General features: G+C 52.8%; 17 protein-coding genes. 13 read left to right on the top strand and 4 right to left on the bottom strand.

The window, feature by feature from the left end:
• Nucleotides 1-17: 17 nt before the first annotated feature.
• From I2123_RS23245 to I2123_RS23220, 6 genes are all read left to right on the top strand, one after another.
• Nucleotides 18-1,481: a gamma-aminobutyraldehyde dehydrogenase gene (locus tag I2123_RS23245; RefSeq protein ID WP_112163984.1), complete on the top strand. Its 1,464-nt coding sequence runs from the start codon at nt 18-20 to the stop codon at nt 1,479-1,481.
• A 36-nt stretch (nt 1,482-1,517) separates the two neighbouring features.
• Nucleotides 1,518-2,675, top strand: a complete 1,158-nt coding sequence (ydcS, locus tag I2123_RS23240) for a putative ABC transporter substrate-binding protein YdcS (protein ID WP_213052596.1) — start codon at nt 1,518-1,520, stop codon at nt 2,673-2,675.
• A gap of 147 nt (nt 2,676-2,822) precedes the next feature.
• Complete coding sequence (locus I2123_RS23235; protein ID WP_213052932.1) at nt 2,823-3,848, top strand: ABC transporter ATP-binding protein; 1,026 nt, start codon at nt 2,823-2,825, stop codon at nt 3,846-3,848.
• A gap of 15 nt (nt 3,849-3,863) precedes the next feature.
• The gene (locus tag I2123_RS23230; protein ID WP_112164080.1) at nt 3,864-4,796 is read left to right on the top strand and encodes an ABC transporter permease; all 933 of its coding nucleotides are present in this window, start codon (nt 3,864-3,866) and stop codon (nt 4,794-4,796) included.
• On the top strand, nt 4,786-5,592 hold the full coding sequence (locus I2123_RS23225) for an ABC transporter permease (protein WP_112163987.1): 807 nt from the start codon (nt 4,786-4,788) through the stop codon (nt 5,590-5,592). The genes I2123_RS23230 and I2123_RS23225 overlap by 11 nt, the downstream gene beginning before the upstream one ends.
• A gap of 16 nt (nt 5,593-5,608) precedes the next feature.
• On the top strand, nt 5,609-7,030 hold the full coding sequence (locus tag I2123_RS23220) for a gamma-aminobutyraldehyde dehydrogenase (protein ID WP_213052595.1): 1,422 nt from the start codon (nt 5,609-5,611) through the stop codon (nt 7,028-7,030).
• An 80-nt stretch (nt 7,031-7,110) separates the two neighbouring features.
• Here the strand turns inward: I2123_RS23220 and I2123_RS23215 are convergent, their stop codons facing one another.
• Both I2123_RS23215 and tehB read right to left on the bottom strand, forming a co-directional pair.
• Complete coding sequence (locus I2123_RS23215) at nt 7,111-7,473, bottom strand: hypothetical protein (protein ID WP_112163988.1); 363 nt, start codon at nt 7,471-7,473, stop codon at nt 7,111-7,113.
• 300 nt (nt 7,474-7,773) lie between these two features.
• The gene (gene tehB, locus I2123_RS23210; RefSeq protein ID WP_213052916.1) at nt 7,774-8,373 is read right to left on the bottom strand and encodes a tellurite resistance methyltransferase TehB; all 600 of its coding nucleotides are present in this window, start codon (nt 8,371-8,373) and stop codon (nt 7,774-7,776) included.
• Between the two features lie 201 nt (nt 8,374-8,574).
• Between tehB and I2123_RS23205 the strand changes: the two genes are divergently transcribed.
• Nucleotides 8,575-9,207, top strand: a complete 633-nt coding sequence (locus I2123_RS23205; protein ID WP_213052915.1) for a Vat family streptogramin A O-acetyltransferase — start codon at nt 8,575-8,577, stop codon at nt 9,205-9,207.
• A gap of 7 nt (nt 9,208-9,214) precedes the next feature.
• Here I2123_RS23205 and I2123_RS23200 read toward each other — a convergent pair whose 3' ends face one another.
• Entirely contained in the window at nt 9,215-9,742 is a 528-nt protein-coding gene (locus I2123_RS23200; protein WP_213052914.1) for a GNAT family N-acetyltransferase, read from the bottom strand.
• Nucleotides 9,743-9,770: 28 nt separating this feature from the next.
• Nucleotides 9,771-10,685: a LysR family transcriptional regulator gene (locus tag I2123_RS23195; RefSeq protein WP_213052913.1), complete on the bottom strand. Its 915-nt coding sequence runs from the start codon at nt 10,683-10,685 to the stop codon at nt 9,771-9,773.
• 117 nt (nt 10,686-10,802) lie between these two features.
• Here I2123_RS23195 and I2123_RS23190 point away from each other — a divergent pair, with 117 nt between their 5' ends.
• From I2123_RS23190 to chbR, 6 genes are all read left to right on the top strand, one after another.
• The gene (locus I2123_RS23190) at nt 10,803-12,179 is read left to right on the top strand and encodes an MFS transporter (RefSeq protein ID WP_213052912.1); all 1,377 of its coding nucleotides are present in this window, start codon (nt 10,803-10,805) and stop codon (nt 12,177-12,179) included.
• Nucleotides 12,176-12,565, top strand: a complete 390-nt coding sequence (locus I2123_RS23185) for a DUF4440 domain-containing protein (RefSeq protein WP_112163994.1) — start codon at nt 12,176-12,178, stop codon at nt 12,563-12,565. The genes I2123_RS23190 and I2123_RS23185 overlap by 4 nt, the downstream gene beginning before the upstream one ends.
• A 304-nt stretch (nt 12,566-12,869) precedes the next feature.
• Nucleotides 12,870-13,190 carry a PTS sugar transporter subunit IIB gene (locus I2123_RS23180; RefSeq protein ID WP_112163995.1) on the top strand — a complete coding sequence of 107 codons (321 nt, stop codon included), beginning with the start codon at nt 12,870-12,872 and terminating at the stop codon, nt 13,188-13,190.
• Nucleotides 13,191-13,316: 126 nt separating this feature from the next.
• On the top strand, nt 13,317-14,675 hold the full coding sequence (chbC, locus tag I2123_RS23175) for a PTS N,N'-diacetylchitobiose transporter subunit IIC (RefSeq protein ID WP_112163996.1): 1,359 nt from the start codon (nt 13,317-13,319) through the stop codon (nt 14,673-14,675).
• Nucleotides 14,676-14,738: 63 nt separating this feature from the next.
• Nucleotides 14,739-15,086: a PTS N,N'-diacetylchitobiose transporter subunit IIA gene (chbA, locus tag I2123_RS23170; RefSeq protein WP_112163997.1), complete on the top strand. Its 348-nt coding sequence runs from the start codon at nt 14,739-14,741 to the stop codon at nt 15,084-15,086.
• Between the two features lie 14 nt (nt 15,087-15,100).
• A complete protein-coding gene (chbR, locus tag I2123_RS23165) occupies nt 15,101-15,937 on the top strand; it encodes a transcriptional regulator ChbR (protein ID WP_213052911.1) in 837 nt (278 codons plus the stop codon).
• Nucleotides 15,938-15,963 lie beyond the last annotated feature (26 nt).

Raw genomic sequence — 15,963 nt, 5'->3', positions numbered from 1 at the left:
AAACTGAGGGTTGTGTGATGTCGGATGCTGAGTTTGTTGCCGGTTTCTCTGAAAAACACGTGATCAATGGCGACCTCTTGCACGGTGAGGGCGCAACGCAGAATATTTTCAATCCTGCGACCGGCGAAGTGATTGCCGAAGTCGCCGAAACCTCACTGGCTCAGGTCGCTCAGGCGGTTAACGCCGCCAATTCTGCTTTCTCCCGCTGGTCGCGCACGACGCCCGCCCAACGCGCCACCGTGCTTTTACGTATCGCTGACGCCATCGAAAAACAGGCGCAGTCGCTGGCGCAACTGGAGGCGATTAACTGCGGCAAACCACTGCATCAGGCATTGAAAGATGATCTTCCGGCGGCAATTGATGTCTTTCGCTTTTTCGCCGGTGCGGTGCGCTGTCAGCAGGGGCAACTCTCCGGTGAATATCTGCCCGGTCACACCTCCATGGTGCGCCGCGATGCGCTGGGCGTGGTGGCGTCCATTGCGCCATGGAATTACCCGTTAATGATGTCAGCGTGGAAAATCGCGCCAGCACTGGCAGCGGGCAATACTGTGGTGTTTAAACCTTCCGAACATACCCCGCTGACCATTCTGGCGTTGCTGCCTGCCTTGCAGGATATCCTGCCGCCCGGCGTTTTGAACGTGATTACCGGCAGCGGCGAAGGTGTTGGCAACGCGCTGGTCAGTCATCCTCATGTGCGCCTGATTTCCCTGACCGGCGATATTGTCACCGGGCAGCGTATTTTGCAGGCCGCCGTCAAAACGGTGAAACGCACGCATCTGGAGCTCGGCGGTAAAGCGCCGGTTATCGTGTGCAATGACGCCGATATTGATGACGTGGTTCAGGCTGTCAGTACCTGGGGCTATTACAACGCCGGGCAGGATTGCACCTCTGCCTGCCGCGTTTATGCGCAGGCCGGGATCTACGAGCGGCTGGTGGAAAAACTGGGCGAGGCGGTTTCGCAGCTGTCCTTCGCCAGAAAGAATGACAGCGACAACTTTATGGGGCCGCTGATAAGCGCCCGGCAACGGGATCGCGTCTCCAGCTTTGTCGAACGCGCACTGAGCCAGCCACATATCGAACGCATCACCGGCGCGGCCTCGCACTCTGGCCCCGGATTCTTTTATCAGCCAACGCTGCTGGCGGGCTGTCTGCAAAGCGATGAAATCGTGCAGCGCGAAGTCTTCGGGCCTGTGGTCAGCGTGACCCGTTTTGACACCATTGAACAGGTGGTGAACTGGGCCAACGAATCCGAATACGGCCTGGCGTCATCGGTCTGGACGCAAAATATCGATTTAGCGATGCAAATTTCCACTCATCTGCAATACGGCACCACCTGGATTAATACGCATTTCTCTTTAGTCAGTGAAATGCCCCACGGCGGATTAAAACGCTCCGGGTACGGCAACGATCTTTCCAGTTATTCGTTACAGGATTACAGCGTAGTCAGACACATCATGGCGAAGTTCAAACCACAATTCTAATAACAGAAAAATACGACGACAGGACAGGGGTAACTCATGAAAATATTATCGCGTAACAGAAAGTTTTCTGCTGTTTGTTTGGGACTGCTCAGTTTTTTAAATACGGCCATCGCTGCAGAAACGCTCACAAGTATTGGTAAAGGCGAAGGTCAGTTAAATATTGTCGCCTGGCCGGGATATATCGAACGCGGCGAAAGTGACAAGAATTATGACTGGGTGACGCAGTTCGAAAAACAGACCAGTTGCAAAGTGAATGTCAAAACAGCGGCGACCTCTGATGAAATGGTCAGCCTGATGGCGAAGGGCGGTTACGACCTGGTGACGGCGTCGGGCGATGCCTCGCTGCGTCTGATTTACGGCAAGCGCGTACAGCCGATTAATCCGGCGCTGATCGCCAACTGGAAGAGTATCGACCCGCGTTTACTCAAGGGTGAATGGTTTAACGTCGCCGGAAAAGTGTACGGCACGCCGTATCAGTGGGGGCCTAATCTGCTGATGTACAACACCAAAACGTTCCCGACCGCACCTGACAGTTGGTCGGTAATTTTCGTTCCGCAAAATCTGCCTGACGGTAAACCCAATCAGGGTCGCGTGCAGGCGTACGACGGACCGATCGCCATCGCCGACGCTGCGCTGTATCTGAAAAGTACGCAGCCTGACCTCAAAATCGAAGACCCGTATCAGCTCAACGAAACGCAGTATCAGGCCGTGCTGAAACTGCTGCGCGGCCAGCATCCGCTGATCCACCGTTACTGGCACGACGCTTCGGTGCAGATGAGTGACTTCAAAAATGAAGGCGTGGTGGCCAGCAGCTCCTGGCCGTATCAGGCCAACGCGCTGAAAGGTGAGAAACAACCGATCGCTACCGTCTTCCCGAAAGAGGGTGTCACCGGCTGGGCGGATACCACTATGCTGGCTGCCGACGCTGAACATCCCAACTGTGCTTATCAGTGGATGAACTGGTCGCTTGAGCCGAAAGTGCAGGGTGACGTCGCCGCGTGGTTCGGTTCCGTGCCAAGCGTTCCTGCCGGTTGTAAAGCCAGCCCGTTATTAGGCGCGGAAGGTTGTGAAACCAACGGCTTTAATAAATTCGCGGCAATTTCATTCTGGAAAACACCGCAATCTGAAGGCGGGAAATATGTCCCATACAGTAAATGGACGCAAGACTACATAGCAATAATGGGCGGTCGCTAAATACGCATTATCCTTTTAGCCGTCTCTGCGTTAGCTGCTTTCAGGAATACCGGATGCATACTTAAGTATGCTCCCGGCATTCCCTCAGTGGCTGCCTTGAAACGCCTCAAATGAATTAGCGTATACCTTATTTATTTTCAGGAGAATATTATGCCCGCCGTGCAATTTATTAATGTTTCCCGTTTATACGGAGAAACAAAAGCCGTCGATAATGTCTCGATTGATATTCAGGACGGCGAATTCTTTTCCATGCTGGGGCCTTCCGGCTCGGGAAAAACGACCTGCCTGCGGTTGATCGCCGGTTTTGAAACGCTGACGTCAGGATCCGTCCGTATTCACGGTAAAGAAGCCTCACAGCTCGCGCCCTATGAGCGCGATGTGAACACCGTGTTTCAGGATTACGCGCTCTTCCCGCACATGACCGTGCTGGAAAACGTGGCGTATGGCCTGATGGTGAAAGGCGTGGGTAAAAAAGAACGCAATATCCGTGCGATGGAATCACTGGAGCGGGTTGCGCTCGGCTTTACCGCAGCGCGTAAACCGGCATTTTTGTCCGGCGGACAACGTCAGCGTGTGGCCCTGGCGCGCGCGCTGGTGAATCAGCCAAGCGTGTTATTGCTGGATGAGCCGCTCGGTGCGCTGGATTTAAAGTTACGAGAGCAGATGCAGGGGGAACTGAAAAAGCTGCAGCGCGAGCTGGGCATCACCTTCATCTTCGTGACACATGATCAGAGTGAAGCGCTTTCGATGTCCGACCGCGTCGCGGTTTTCAACAATGGCCGCATCGAACAGGTCGATACACCGCGTGAGCTTTATCTCAACCCGCGCACCGCGTTTGTGGCGCAGTTTGTCGGTACGGCAAACGTGCTGACTTCAGATCTCTCCCTCAAAATTACCGGCGTATCCGGCAGCCGCTCTATTCGCCCCGAGCATATTCGTCTTGCCCCGCAGCCGCTGGCAGGAAGTCATGCGGTGCAGGTCAACGCGATACTCAAAGACATCCATTTTCAGGGCGCGGCGACCCGCTACGAACTGGCTTTGGAAGGGGGCGAAAAGCTGTTCGTCAGCGAACCCAACAATCTTGCGGCCAGCGCACAGACCACATACCGGCAGGGTCAGCCGGTGGTGGCGTGTTGGGACAGAGATGCAATGGTTGCGCTGCTTGAGGGCTAAACGATGGATATCAGTATGACTCCTTACGAGAAGCGCGCCCGCCGTGGCCGTGCGCTGATAACGTATCTGCATCACCGACCGGGTTTTTATCTGGCACTGCTGCTGGTACCGCCGCTGCTCTGGTTCGGCGCTATCTACTTAGGCTCGCTGTTTGCCTTACTGTGGCAGGGTTTATACACCTTCGATGACTTCACAATGACGGTGTCTTCGACGCTGACCACCGCCAACATCCGCGCGCTGTTTGACCCGGTGAATGCCGACATTATTGTGCGCACGGTGACCATGGCGCTGCTGGTATCGTTTTTCAGCGCGGTGCTGGCGTTCCCGATTGCCTATTACATGGCGCGTTACATCACCGGCAAGAAAAAAGCGTTCTTTTATGTCGCGATCATGTTGCCGATGTGGGCGAGTTACATCGTCAAGGCTTATGCCTGGACGTTGCTGCTTTCCAAAGGCGGCGTGCTGCAATGGTTCCTTGAACATCTCGGGCTGGAACCGCTGCTTTCGACGATGCTGAGCCTGCCGGGCATTGGTGGCAATACGCTGTCGACCTCGGGGATCGGGCGCTTCTGGGTGTTTGTTTACATCTGGCTGCCGTTTATGATCCTGCCGATCCAGGCCGCGCTGGAACGCCTGCCGCCCTCGCTGTTGCAGGCTTCTGAAGATCTCGGTGCGAAGCCGTGGCAGACGCTGCGCTACGTCATCTTCCCGCTGGCGGTCCCCGGTATTGCTGCCGGTTCTATTTTTACTTTCTCTCTGACGCTGGGCGATTACATCATTCCGCAGCTGGTGGGGCCGCCGGGGTATTACATCGGTAATATGGTCTATTCGCAGCAGGGTTCGATCGGCAACATGCCGATGGCCGCCGCGTTCACGCTGGTGCCTATCGTGTTGATTGCCCTGTACTTGTCGATGGTTAAACGACTGGGAGCTTTCGATGCACTCTAAACGCGCACCCTGGTTACTCAAACTCTCCGCGTGGGGCGGGCTGGTTTTTCTCCACTTTCCGCTGCTGATTATCGCGGTCTACGCCTTCAACACCGAGGACGCGGCGTTCAGTTTCCCGCCAAAGGGCTTCACGCTGCACTGGTTTGCAGTGGCGGCCAGGCGCCACGACATCCTCGACGCCATCTGGCTTTCGGTGCAGATAGCCTGTTGCGCCACCCTTATTGCGATGGTGCTCGGCACGCTGGCGGCGGCGGCGCTGTATCGGCGTAACTTCTACGGCAAAAACAGCATCACATTATTGTTTATGTTGCCGATTGCCCTGCCGGGGATCATCACCGGGCTGGCGCTGCTTAATGCGTTTCACGCCGCGCAGATAGAGCCGGGGATGCTGACCATCATCATCGGGCATGCCACCTTTTGTATGGTGATTGTCTACAACAACGTGATCGCCCGCTTTCGCCGCATCACGCACAGCCTCATTGAAGCTTCTATGGATTTAGGCGCTGACGGCTGGCAGACCTTCCGCTACATCATTTTGCCGAACCTCAGCACCGCGCTGCTGGCGGGCGGAATGCTGGCGTTTGCGCTGTCTTTCGATGAAATCATTGTTACGACGTTTACCGCCGGACACGAACGTACTTTGCCGATCTGGCTGCTCAATCAGCTGGGCAGACCGCGCGAAGTGCCGGTGACCAACGTGGTTGCGCTGTGCCTGATGGTGCTCACCATGATCCCGATTCTGGGCGCGTGGTATCTCACAAGAAATGGGTCGGATGTGGCCGGTGACGGCAAATAATAATAAGGAAAAACTGATGCAAACGAACATGTTGATCAATGGTGAGCTGGTTGCCGGTGCAGGCGCGTCATTGCCGGTTTTCAACCCGCATACGGGACAGGAAATTGTACGTCTGGCGCAGGCCAGCGAAGAACAAACCACGCAGACCGTCGATTTGGCGCATCACGCCTTTACAGAATGGGGCCAGACCACACCGAAAACCCGCGCCGAGCTGCTGCTGGCGCTGGCGGATCGCATCGAAGAAAACGCCGAAGCGCTGGCCAAACTGGAATCGCTCAACTGCGGCAAACCGTATCATCTGGTACTCAATGATGAGCTGCCGGCGGTGGTGGATGTCTTCCGCTTCTTTGCGGGCGCCAGCCGCTGTCTGAACGGCTTAGCGGGCGGGGAATATCTCGCCGGACATACGTCGATGGTGCGTCGCGATCCGCTGGGCGTGGTGGCCTCTATTGCGCCGTGGAATTATCCGCTGATGATGGCCGCGTGGAAAATTGCTCCGGCGCTGGCGGCGGGCAACTGCGTGGTGATCAAACCCTCCGAAATCACGCCGTTGACCGCGCTGAAGCTCGGCGAACTGGCGCGCGATCTTTTCCCTGCGGGCGTTCTCAACGTACTGTTTGGCGAGGGGAAAACGGTCGGTAACGCACTGACGCATCATGATAAAGTGCGAATGATTTCCCTGACCGGCTCCGTGGCCACGGGTGAAAAAATTGTCGCGCAGGCCAGCAGCGGTATCAAGCGCACGCACATGGAACTCGGCGGCAAGGCACCGGTGATTGTTTTCGATGATGCGGATATCGCTCAGGTAGTGGAAGGGGTGCGCACCTTCGGTTTCTACAACGCCGGACAAGACTGCACCGCCGCCTGCCGTATCTACGCGCAAAAAGGCGTGTATGCACGGCTGGTCGAGGCGCTTGGCGACGCGGTTTCTACGATCACGCTCGGTACCGATGAAAGCAGTGAAATGGGGCCATTGGTTTCGGCTGCGCATCTGGAGCGGGTCGAAGGATTTGTGCGCCGGGCAAAAGAGCTCGCACATATCCAGGTTGTTACCGGCGGGGAGCGCGTCAGCGGCGAGGGCTATTATTTCCAGCCGACGTTACTTGCCGGTGCGCGCCAGGAGGATGAAATCGTGCAGCGCGAAGTGTTTGGTCCGGTGGTCAGCGTCACGGAATTCGATACCGAAGAACAGGTTCTGACCTGGGCAAATGAATCGAATTACGGTCTGGCATCTTCCGTCTGGACGCAAAACATTGGCCGCGCCCATCGTCTCAGCGCCCGCCTGCAATACGGCTGTACCTGGGTGAATACACACTTTATGTTGGTGAGCGAAATGCCGCACGGTGGCCAAAAACAATCCGGCTACGGAAAAGATATGTCCATGTACGGGCTGGAGGATTACACGGCCATCCGCCATGTGATGTTTAAACACACCTAATCAGAACGGTTTTTTTACGCGGTATTCTTTGAAATGAAACAGGGAGCCTTATGCTCCCTGTATTCTTAGAATGCGATGTTTTATGCCGTCGCTGACGTGGCAATTTTCTTGCGTGCAATATCGATAAAGAGAATGCTGGCAGCAAAAGATATCCCTGCACCAATTATAATGGTGAGCAGATACGAGGTGAGATAATTATATTCTTTATCAATTAATGTGAGTTGTTCGGAAATTAAATCAATGTTGTCAATGACGTAACCTCTGGCAACATAAATGCCGCACCAGAATGCGCTAAAGCCGATCAGGCAGGTATAACAAACATAGCTGAATTTTCTATCAATATATTCAAGGTAAAATTTAGGATCTGAATACGCCATTTTAAGCAGGCCTAAAAAACACCCCAGATAAATACCAATTAACCACTTCATGATGTCCCAGTTCATACGACTCTCTGAATGCTGCCGCTGCCGGCATTGAAGAATAAAATATTAAACGATGCTCTGACGCCCTTTGGGCGAGGGATGAACATGGTCACCAAAATACTAATAAACTGATTTTATTTGGTTTTTGCCTGAAATAACGCGCTGTATTATCACACTCCGCTAACATTCTGGCAAGAATGATGACACTGACGGCAGAGTAAATTTAGCATGAATGAAAGACCGAGTGGGCCGGAGGACGCGGAAGGGCATGTGCGAATGCAATTCGCAGGGCTGGCGGCGATGTCGTCAGCCCTGATAACGTTAGATCTTCCTGGCTAAAAGCGTCGCAAATCTCAGTTTGTAACGGTCACCGTTTTCATCGCGTTTATGCAGTTCGCCGACATCTTCATTGTATTTCACGATTTCCCATCCGCGATAGTAGTCACGCAGTTCTTCCGGTTTGAAGGTGAACGGAAAGGGCAGCGGACAAGGATAATCCGGGCTATCCATCGCCGCGACGATCAGATTGTAACCGCCGGTTTTCGTTGCCGCGTGCATGTCTTCGAGGATGTGGGGGATGCTGTCTCGCTCGAGAAACATCATCACCACGGTAGAAAAGATGAAATCATAGTCGCCACTGAAACGGTGCGCGTTGAGATCCTGCTCGCTGATGTCAATATTGTGCAGAGACTCTGCCGCAATAATCTCCTGCACTTTGGCGACGCTGAGCGGATTGTTGTCCCAGCCCGTCACATCAAACCCTTTAAGGTTCAGATACAGCGAATTTCGGCCGCTGCCGCATCCAAGATCCAGCGCCTTTCCGGGCTGAACGTAATTGGCTGCGTTGATGATTTCTGAATGGGTGCGGGACAGGCCGTATTTGTCGGCATAGTAATCTTCTGGTGCGGGCTGCTGAGTCATTCCCTGTTTTCCTCATAAGTTGAATCGAATGCGAGTGATTATCCTCCTAATTGCGGGGGGCGCTATTACTCTTAGTGGTAATTCAAACTCTTAGTGGTAACGCAAAGAACGCGACGGGCAGTGTTGAGAACCAGGCTTGTATGTTACATGATGAAATCAGAAGGAAATGATGAATCTGTTGATAGCCAAGAGGGAGATACCATGTTTGGTCCTGATCCGAAAAATAAGCATCCGATGGCAGGTTTTCCGCAGGTGTGCTTTATCAAGAATACTGTCGATAATCCGAACATCATCATTGGGGATTACACCTATTATGATGACCCTGAGGATTCAGAAAACTTCGAGCGCAACGTTCTGTATCACTTCCCTTTTATCGGCGACAAGTTAATTATCGGCAAATTCTGTGCGCTGGCACGCGGTGTGAAGTTCATCATGAACGGCGCGAACCACAAGATATCAGGTATATCGACCTATCCGTTTTATATCTTCGGTCAAGGCTGGGAGAACGCCATGCCTGCTGCAGAAGAGCTTCCGTACAAAGGTGATACCGAAATCGGAAACGACGTGTGGATCGGGTATGAAGCGTTGTTTATGCCCGGCGTGAAAATCGGCCACGGTGCCATTATCTCTTCGCGGTCGGTTGTGACCGGCGATGTTCCCGCTTATGCCATCGTCGGCGGCAATCCGGCTAAAGTGATCCGCTACCGCTTTGATGCTGAAACCATTGCTAAGCTGGAAGATATCGCGTGGTGGAACTGGCCCGTGGAGAAGATTTCCCGCAATCTGTCGCTGATCGTTTCCGGGGATATTGACGCGCTGGTTTCATGCGCATAAATCCGCTTTACCGGTAAGCTCTTCTGTCCGTTTGCCGGTAAAGATAACTGCCGACGCCGTGAACCGGATCGCCCTGAAAACCGATCTTCTGCATCCCGATTTTCTCCAGAACGCGCTGTGAGGCCAGATGATTTTCGCGCACGGTGGCGGAAATCTGCGCCAGTCCTAACCGTTCAAAGCCTGCATTAAGCGCCGCGCTGGCAAACTCAGTCGCAAGTCCCTTTCCCCAGACTGCTTTTGCCAGCCGGTAGCCGAGAAATACCCGGTGATTATCGTAACCTTCGCGGACACCCAGCCCGCCAAACCCAATGATCTCTTCCGGATGACTGTGCAACGCGACCGCCCAATGCCCGTGGCCATAAGTTGGCCATTCCAGCAACCAGCCGTTGAGCTTGTCCCGTGCGAATTCCAGATTCGGATAGGGGCCACGCGGATTAAACTCATTGGTCTGCGGATCGCCGTAGATAGCAAAGAGTGAATGTACGTCAGTGTCCGCAACCGGACGAAGCAATAGCCGCGATGTTTCAATGATCATAATGAACGTTTTCCTCCTGTTACCTGAGTTAAATCTTAGCCTGAGTGGTTGAGTCCGCCATCCTCTCACGCAAAAAATCAATAAAGCGTCGCACCTTTTCCGGCACGTGGCGGGTGTTGGGATAGAGCGCAAAAATGCCCTGGGGCGGAAAATGGTGATCGGGCAGCAAATGGCACAAGCGACCGGCGTCGATTTCCGGCTGTACCAGCCAGTCGGGCAGCAGCGCGACACCGGCATCATGCAGCGCAAAAGCGAGCAACGCGGAGGCGCTGTCAGCGGCAATGACCGGTGGCGTATCGACCCGAAAGGGGAGTGTAACGCCCTGATTGTCGGTTATCTTCCAGCTCATCGGCAGGGGCAGGCGACTGTGGGCAATCCATTTCAACTGCGCCAGTCTTTTGGGCGTGGTGATCGTGCCTGCTTGCCGGAGAAAGGCGGGTGAGGCGACCGGCAAAATGCCGAACTGGCCGAGCGGGGCGGCGTGATGGCTGGAATCCTCCAGATGTCCCAGGCGGACAGCCAGATCAAAACGTCCGCTGATCAGATCATCATGATGAGAAGAGGCAACATGCTGGACCCGCAGTTGCGGATGCAATGCGGCAAAAGCCGACAGCGCCGGTACGACCACCCGCGCGCCATACTCTGGCGTACTGGTGATGCGTAACTGACCGCTCAGGCCGCCGTGATCGCGCCGCACGTCGTCGAGTACGGCTTCGGCTTCCTGCAACAACAACTGACAGCGCTTAAAGAAGCGCTCACCGGCATCGGTCAGCGCCACTCGCCGCGTGCTGCGGGTCAGCAGCGCAACGCCAGTTTCACTTTCCAGCAATTTCACATTGAAACTCACCACCGCTTTAGTGAGCCCCAGTGACGCAGCCGCGCCGGTGAAACTTCCTGCAGTAGCGACGGCGACAAAAATCTCCAGTCGTTGCAAATTGAGCATAGTCGGGAACCTGATTGTCAAAATTATTTTGACAGTGTAACGCTGTGCCGGGCGTATATCCTGCAAAAATTATCCGCTACATTCCCGGCCTGACTGGTGAAAGTGGAATTTATAAGTATGAATTATCGGACGCGCGTTGCCGTGGTGTATCTGCTCGGTTTCTTTGTCGATTTGATCAATATGTTTATCGCCAACGTGGCGTATCCCGGTATCGCGCGGCATTTTCAGGCGCCGGTGAGTGCGCTGGCGTGGGTCAGCACCGGGTACATTCTCGGGCTAACGCTGGTTATCCCGCTCAGCCGCTGGCTTACCGCGAGGTTCGGCGCACGCAGAATATTCATCGTTTCTGTGGTCATCTTTATGCTCGCCTCACTGGGGGCTTGCGCCGCTGGAAGCCTGATGTCACTTATCGTGTGGCGAATTGTGCAGGGGCTGGGCGGCGGATTACTGATTCCGGTCGGACAGACGCTCACTTATGCACTCTTTCGCAGCCATGAGCGCGCCAGACTTTCGGCGATGATCATGCTGGTCGGTCTGCTGGCTCCTGCATTATCACCGGCGTTCGGCGGTATGATTGTCGACAGTTTCAGCTGGCGCTGGGTGTTCGTTGCCAGCCTGCCACTGGCGATGCTGACGTGGGTTCTGGCCCTTTTCTGGTTACGTGATGAAGAGGTTAAGGAACCCGCCGGACGTTTTGAACTGTCAGGTTTTCTGCTGGCCGGAGCGGCGCTGGCACTGATATTACCCGGACTGACGCTGCTCGGTGAAACCGGAGATGTTGCGATGGGCGTCTTTTTATTGCTTTGCGGGCTGATCCTGATGACGATTTTTGTGCGCAAATCATTACAACAGTCGCGACCTCTGCTGGAGTTAACGCTGATAAAGGATCCGCTGTTGCGAACCGCTATGCTTATCTATCAGTGTATTCCCGGCATTTTTACCGGTATCAGTCTGATTGCCATGCTTTACCTGCAACAGGAACTGCATTTTTCTGCCGCGCAGGCGGGCGGACTGATGGTGCCGTGGTCGCTGGCCTCGTTTGTCGCCATCAGCGTGACCGGCAAGATGTTTAACCGCGCGGGGCCGCGTGCATTATTCATTCCCGGATGTCTGATTCAGGGCATGGGTATAGGTTTTCTGGCGGTGCTCAGCGTGACACCGCAGCCGTGGCTGGCCGTTACCGCTTTCTCGCTAATGGGATTTGGCAGCAGTTTGTGCAGCAGTACTGCGCAAAGTTGTGCATTCCTGCAGGTTCGGCAGAATGCGCTGGCGGATGCCAGCGCGCTGTGGAATATCAACCGCCAGCTCAGTTTTTGTCTCGGCGTGACAGTCGTCAGCGTCATGCTCAACGTTTTGCAGGTTTATCTCCCGCAGCACGCTTACCGGCTGAGCTTTATTATCGCCGCTGCCAGCGTGTTGTTGCCGGTGATGTTATGCCTGAAATTGCCGGGTCGTGAAATTGTCCAGGCATTCAATCTGAAGGAAAAAAGATGAATCGTTATATCAAAGAAGTGTTCGACGCCCACGAGCTGATCCAGCGCTGGTTCACTGATGCCGCAGCGCCGCAAAGCGTTTGTGACGAATTACTGGCACGTTTTAGCCCGGCGTATTCCATGGTGACACTGACTGGCCACCTGCTTGATTATCCGAAACTGTGTGGATTTTTCGCCGCACAGCGTGGAGCCAAAGCCGGTTTACACATTGACGTCGGGCAGCCGGTTTTAATTGCGGAAAGCGCACAGCATGGCGTGGTGACCTATCAGGAGCGCCAGCAATTACCGGGGCAGGCGGCAACGTTACGATATTCAACAGTTGTGTTTGAGGTGGACGCACAGGGGAACCTGTTGTGGCGGCATTTGCATGAGACGGCGGCGGCGTGACAGTTAAACTCAATCTTTCAGCATCATAACGTCAGTCCATCCCCCAGGCCCTGCCCCTTTTGCAGGGCGCTATCTTATTTCCCATCGCGAATTATTTGCCCAAAATGTGAAGGGAGTCATAAGCGATGGTCAAGGAGAGACGATTTTCTGGTTCGTAAAATTATCCCCCTCTGAAGTCATGCCGTATACTCCCTTCAAGCAGAGACAATCAGCATTCTATCTACATCATTTTTGTACCCGCTATTGTCGGCGAAGCAGGATCTCTTATCGGACCTGCAATCACTTAGGATATGAGGGTTTCGTTATGGATAAGAAAGTCATCTATTTGTTTTGTTCCGCAGGAATGTCTACCTCATTGCTGGTTTCGAAAATGAAAGTCGTGGCTGAGAAATACGAAGTGCCGGTCATTATTGAAGCATTCCCGGAAACGCTGGCGGGGGAAAAAGGCGGTGCGGCTGATCTGGTGCTGCTCGGTCCGCAAATTGCTTATATGCTGCCAGAAATTCAAAAAGTATTACCGGGTAAACCTGTCGAAGTGATTGATTCAGTCATGTACGGAAAAATTGATGGGCTGGGCGTGCTGAAAGCTGCCGTCGCGTCTATCAAGAAAGCTGCAACTGCATAATGTACGACCTTGCTTTATTTTGTTTTAAATTTTTGTATTAGCGTTTATTTAAGTCAAAGAGAAATCCAGTCAAAGAGCGAATTTCATACCCTGGCCGCCGGATGGCGGCATTAAAGGAAAAATCGAATGAGTAAAGCTATTGATTCCCTGGAAAAGATATTACTTCCTTTTGCCGTCAAAATTGGTAAGCAACCCCATATAAATGCCATTAAAAATGGTTTCATCAAATTAATGCCACTGACCCTTGCCGGGGCCATGTTCGTTTTAATTAATAACGTCTTCCTTAATTTTGGCGACGGTTCTTTCTTTTATTCTTTAGGTGTGCGTTTAGATGCCTCTACGATTCAAACACTGAACGGTTTAAAAACGATCGGTGTGAATGTCTACAACGGGACATTAGGCATAATGTCACTGATGGCGCCGTTCTTTATCGGCATGGCCATGGCGGAGGAACGCAAAGTAGACTCGTTGTCAGCAGGTCTGCTGGCGGTCGCTGCCTTTATGACTGTTACACCTTATAGCGTCGGTGAAGCTTACGCGGTAGGCGCGAACTGGTTAGGCGGTGCGAATATCATATCCGGTATGCTTATCGGTATCGTCGTCGCTGAAATGTTCGCTTTTATTATTCGCAGAAACTGGGTGATTACTTTACCGGCAAGCGTCCCCGAATCTGTCGCACGTTCATTCTCCGCATTAATTCCGGGCTTTATTATCCTGTTTATTTTCGGGGTAATTTCCTGGCTGCTGGGATTATACGGTCATAACTTCCACCAGATTATTATGGACTCCATCTCTAAGCCTCTGGCTTCGATGGGCAGCGTCGTGGGCTGGGCTTACGTCATATTCAATTCCCTGCTGTGGTTCTTTGGTGTGCACGGTTCACTGGCGCTGACTGCGCTGGACAACGGCATCATGACCCCCTGGGCACTGGAAAACATTGCTCTCTACACCGAATACGGGTCAGTGAGTGCGGCGATTGAAGCGGGTAAAACCTTCCACTTCTGGGCCAAACCTATGCTTGATTCCTACATCCTGCTGGGCGGTTCCGGTGCGACGCTGGGTCTGATTATCGCGATCTTCATCGCGTCACGCCGCGCGGATCATCGCCAGGTGGCGAAACTGGCGCTGCCTTCTGGCATCTTCCAAATTAACGAACCGATTCTGTTTGGTCTGCCGATTATCATGAACCCGGTGATGTTTATTCCGTTCGTTCTGGTGCAGCCGATTCTGGCGGCTATCACGCTGGCGGCTTATTCCATGGGGATTATTCCGCCGGTGACCAACCTCGCGCCCTGGACGATGCCAACCGGTCTCGGTGCCTTCTTTAACAGTAACGGCAGCATCGCTGCATTGTTAGTTGCGTTGTTCAACCTCGGGATCGCCACGTTGGTGTATATGCCTTTCGTCATATTGTCTAACAAGGCGCAGGCGATTATTGAGGAAGAAGAGAGCGAAGAGGATATCGCCGCAGCACTGAAATTCTAATCTGAACCGGTGCAGGGCGGGCCTCCGGCCCTGCGTTTTTTCCGCAATCATGGAGAGATAAAGATGATTGATTTAGACAGCATCACTGATACGCAAGACGACATGCAGGAACTCGAAGAAGTGGTGATGGGGTTAATAATTAACTCCGGACAGGCTCGCAGTCTGGCTTATGGCGCATTGAAAAAAGCCAAAGAAGGCGATTTTGAGCAGGCCAAAGCGTTAATGGATCAGTCGCGTCTCTCGCTCAATGAAGCGCATCTGGTGCAAACCAAACTGATTGAAGACGACATGGGCGAAGGCAAAATGAAAGTCAGCCTGATTCTGGTTCACGCGCAGGATCACCTGATGACATCCATGCTGGCGCGAGAGTTAATCACGGAACTCATTGAGCTTCACGAGAAAATAAAATAACGTAGGAAGCGATAATGCAGCCACCGGTACTGAGTATGGAAATCAAGACAGCACGCGAGAATCAACTTTTCGACGGTCAGAATTTCCATATGTTTATCTACAACAAAGTAGAAAGCATTTCCGGACTGCATGAGCATGACTACTACGAATTTACAGTCGTACTGACTGGCCGGTATTATCAGAATGTGAACGGGAAAAGGGTGCTTTTAGAACGCGGCGATTTCGTTTTTATTCCGCTGGGTTCCAATCATCAAAGCTTTTATGAATTTGGCGCGACGCGGATATTAAACGTCGGGATCAGCAAAGCGTTTTTTGAACAGCACTATTTATCTTTATTACCTTCACATTTTGTCGCATCACAAGTGTATAAAATTAAGACTGAGTTTCTGACCTATATTGAGTCGGTGATAGCTTCTCTGAATTTCCGCAATGGGGAGTTCAATGAGTTTCTGGAAATGGTGACGTTTTATATCGTCAACCGGTTACGTCACCACCGGGAATCTGAAGCTACAACGGATGCGCCAGTCTGGCTGAAGACGGCCATTGAAAAAATGCATGATAAAGCGCAGTTCGGTGAAAAAGCATTATCGAACATGGTGGAATTGTCCGGTAAGTCGCAGGAATATCTCACCCGCGCCACGCAGCGACATTACGGCATGACGCCCATGCAGATTATCAATGAAATCCGGATTGATTTTGCGAAAAAGCAGCTTGAAATAACCAACTACTCGGTCTCGGATATTGCATTTGATTCCGGATATAGCAGCCCGAGTATGTTTATCAAGAACTTTAAAAAGCTAACCTCATTCACACCGAATCATTATCGAAAGAAATTATGCAGTATTAATTAACTCTTAACCTTAAATAAATTTCTGTT

It is taken from the genome of Rahnella inusitata, from assembly GCF_018288855.1.
Classification (GTDB): domain Bacteria; phylum Pseudomonadota; class Gammaproteobacteria; order Enterobacterales; family Enterobacteriaceae; genus Rahnella; species Rahnella inusitata.
This window is presented reverse-complemented; position numbering and strand designations above follow the sequence as displayed.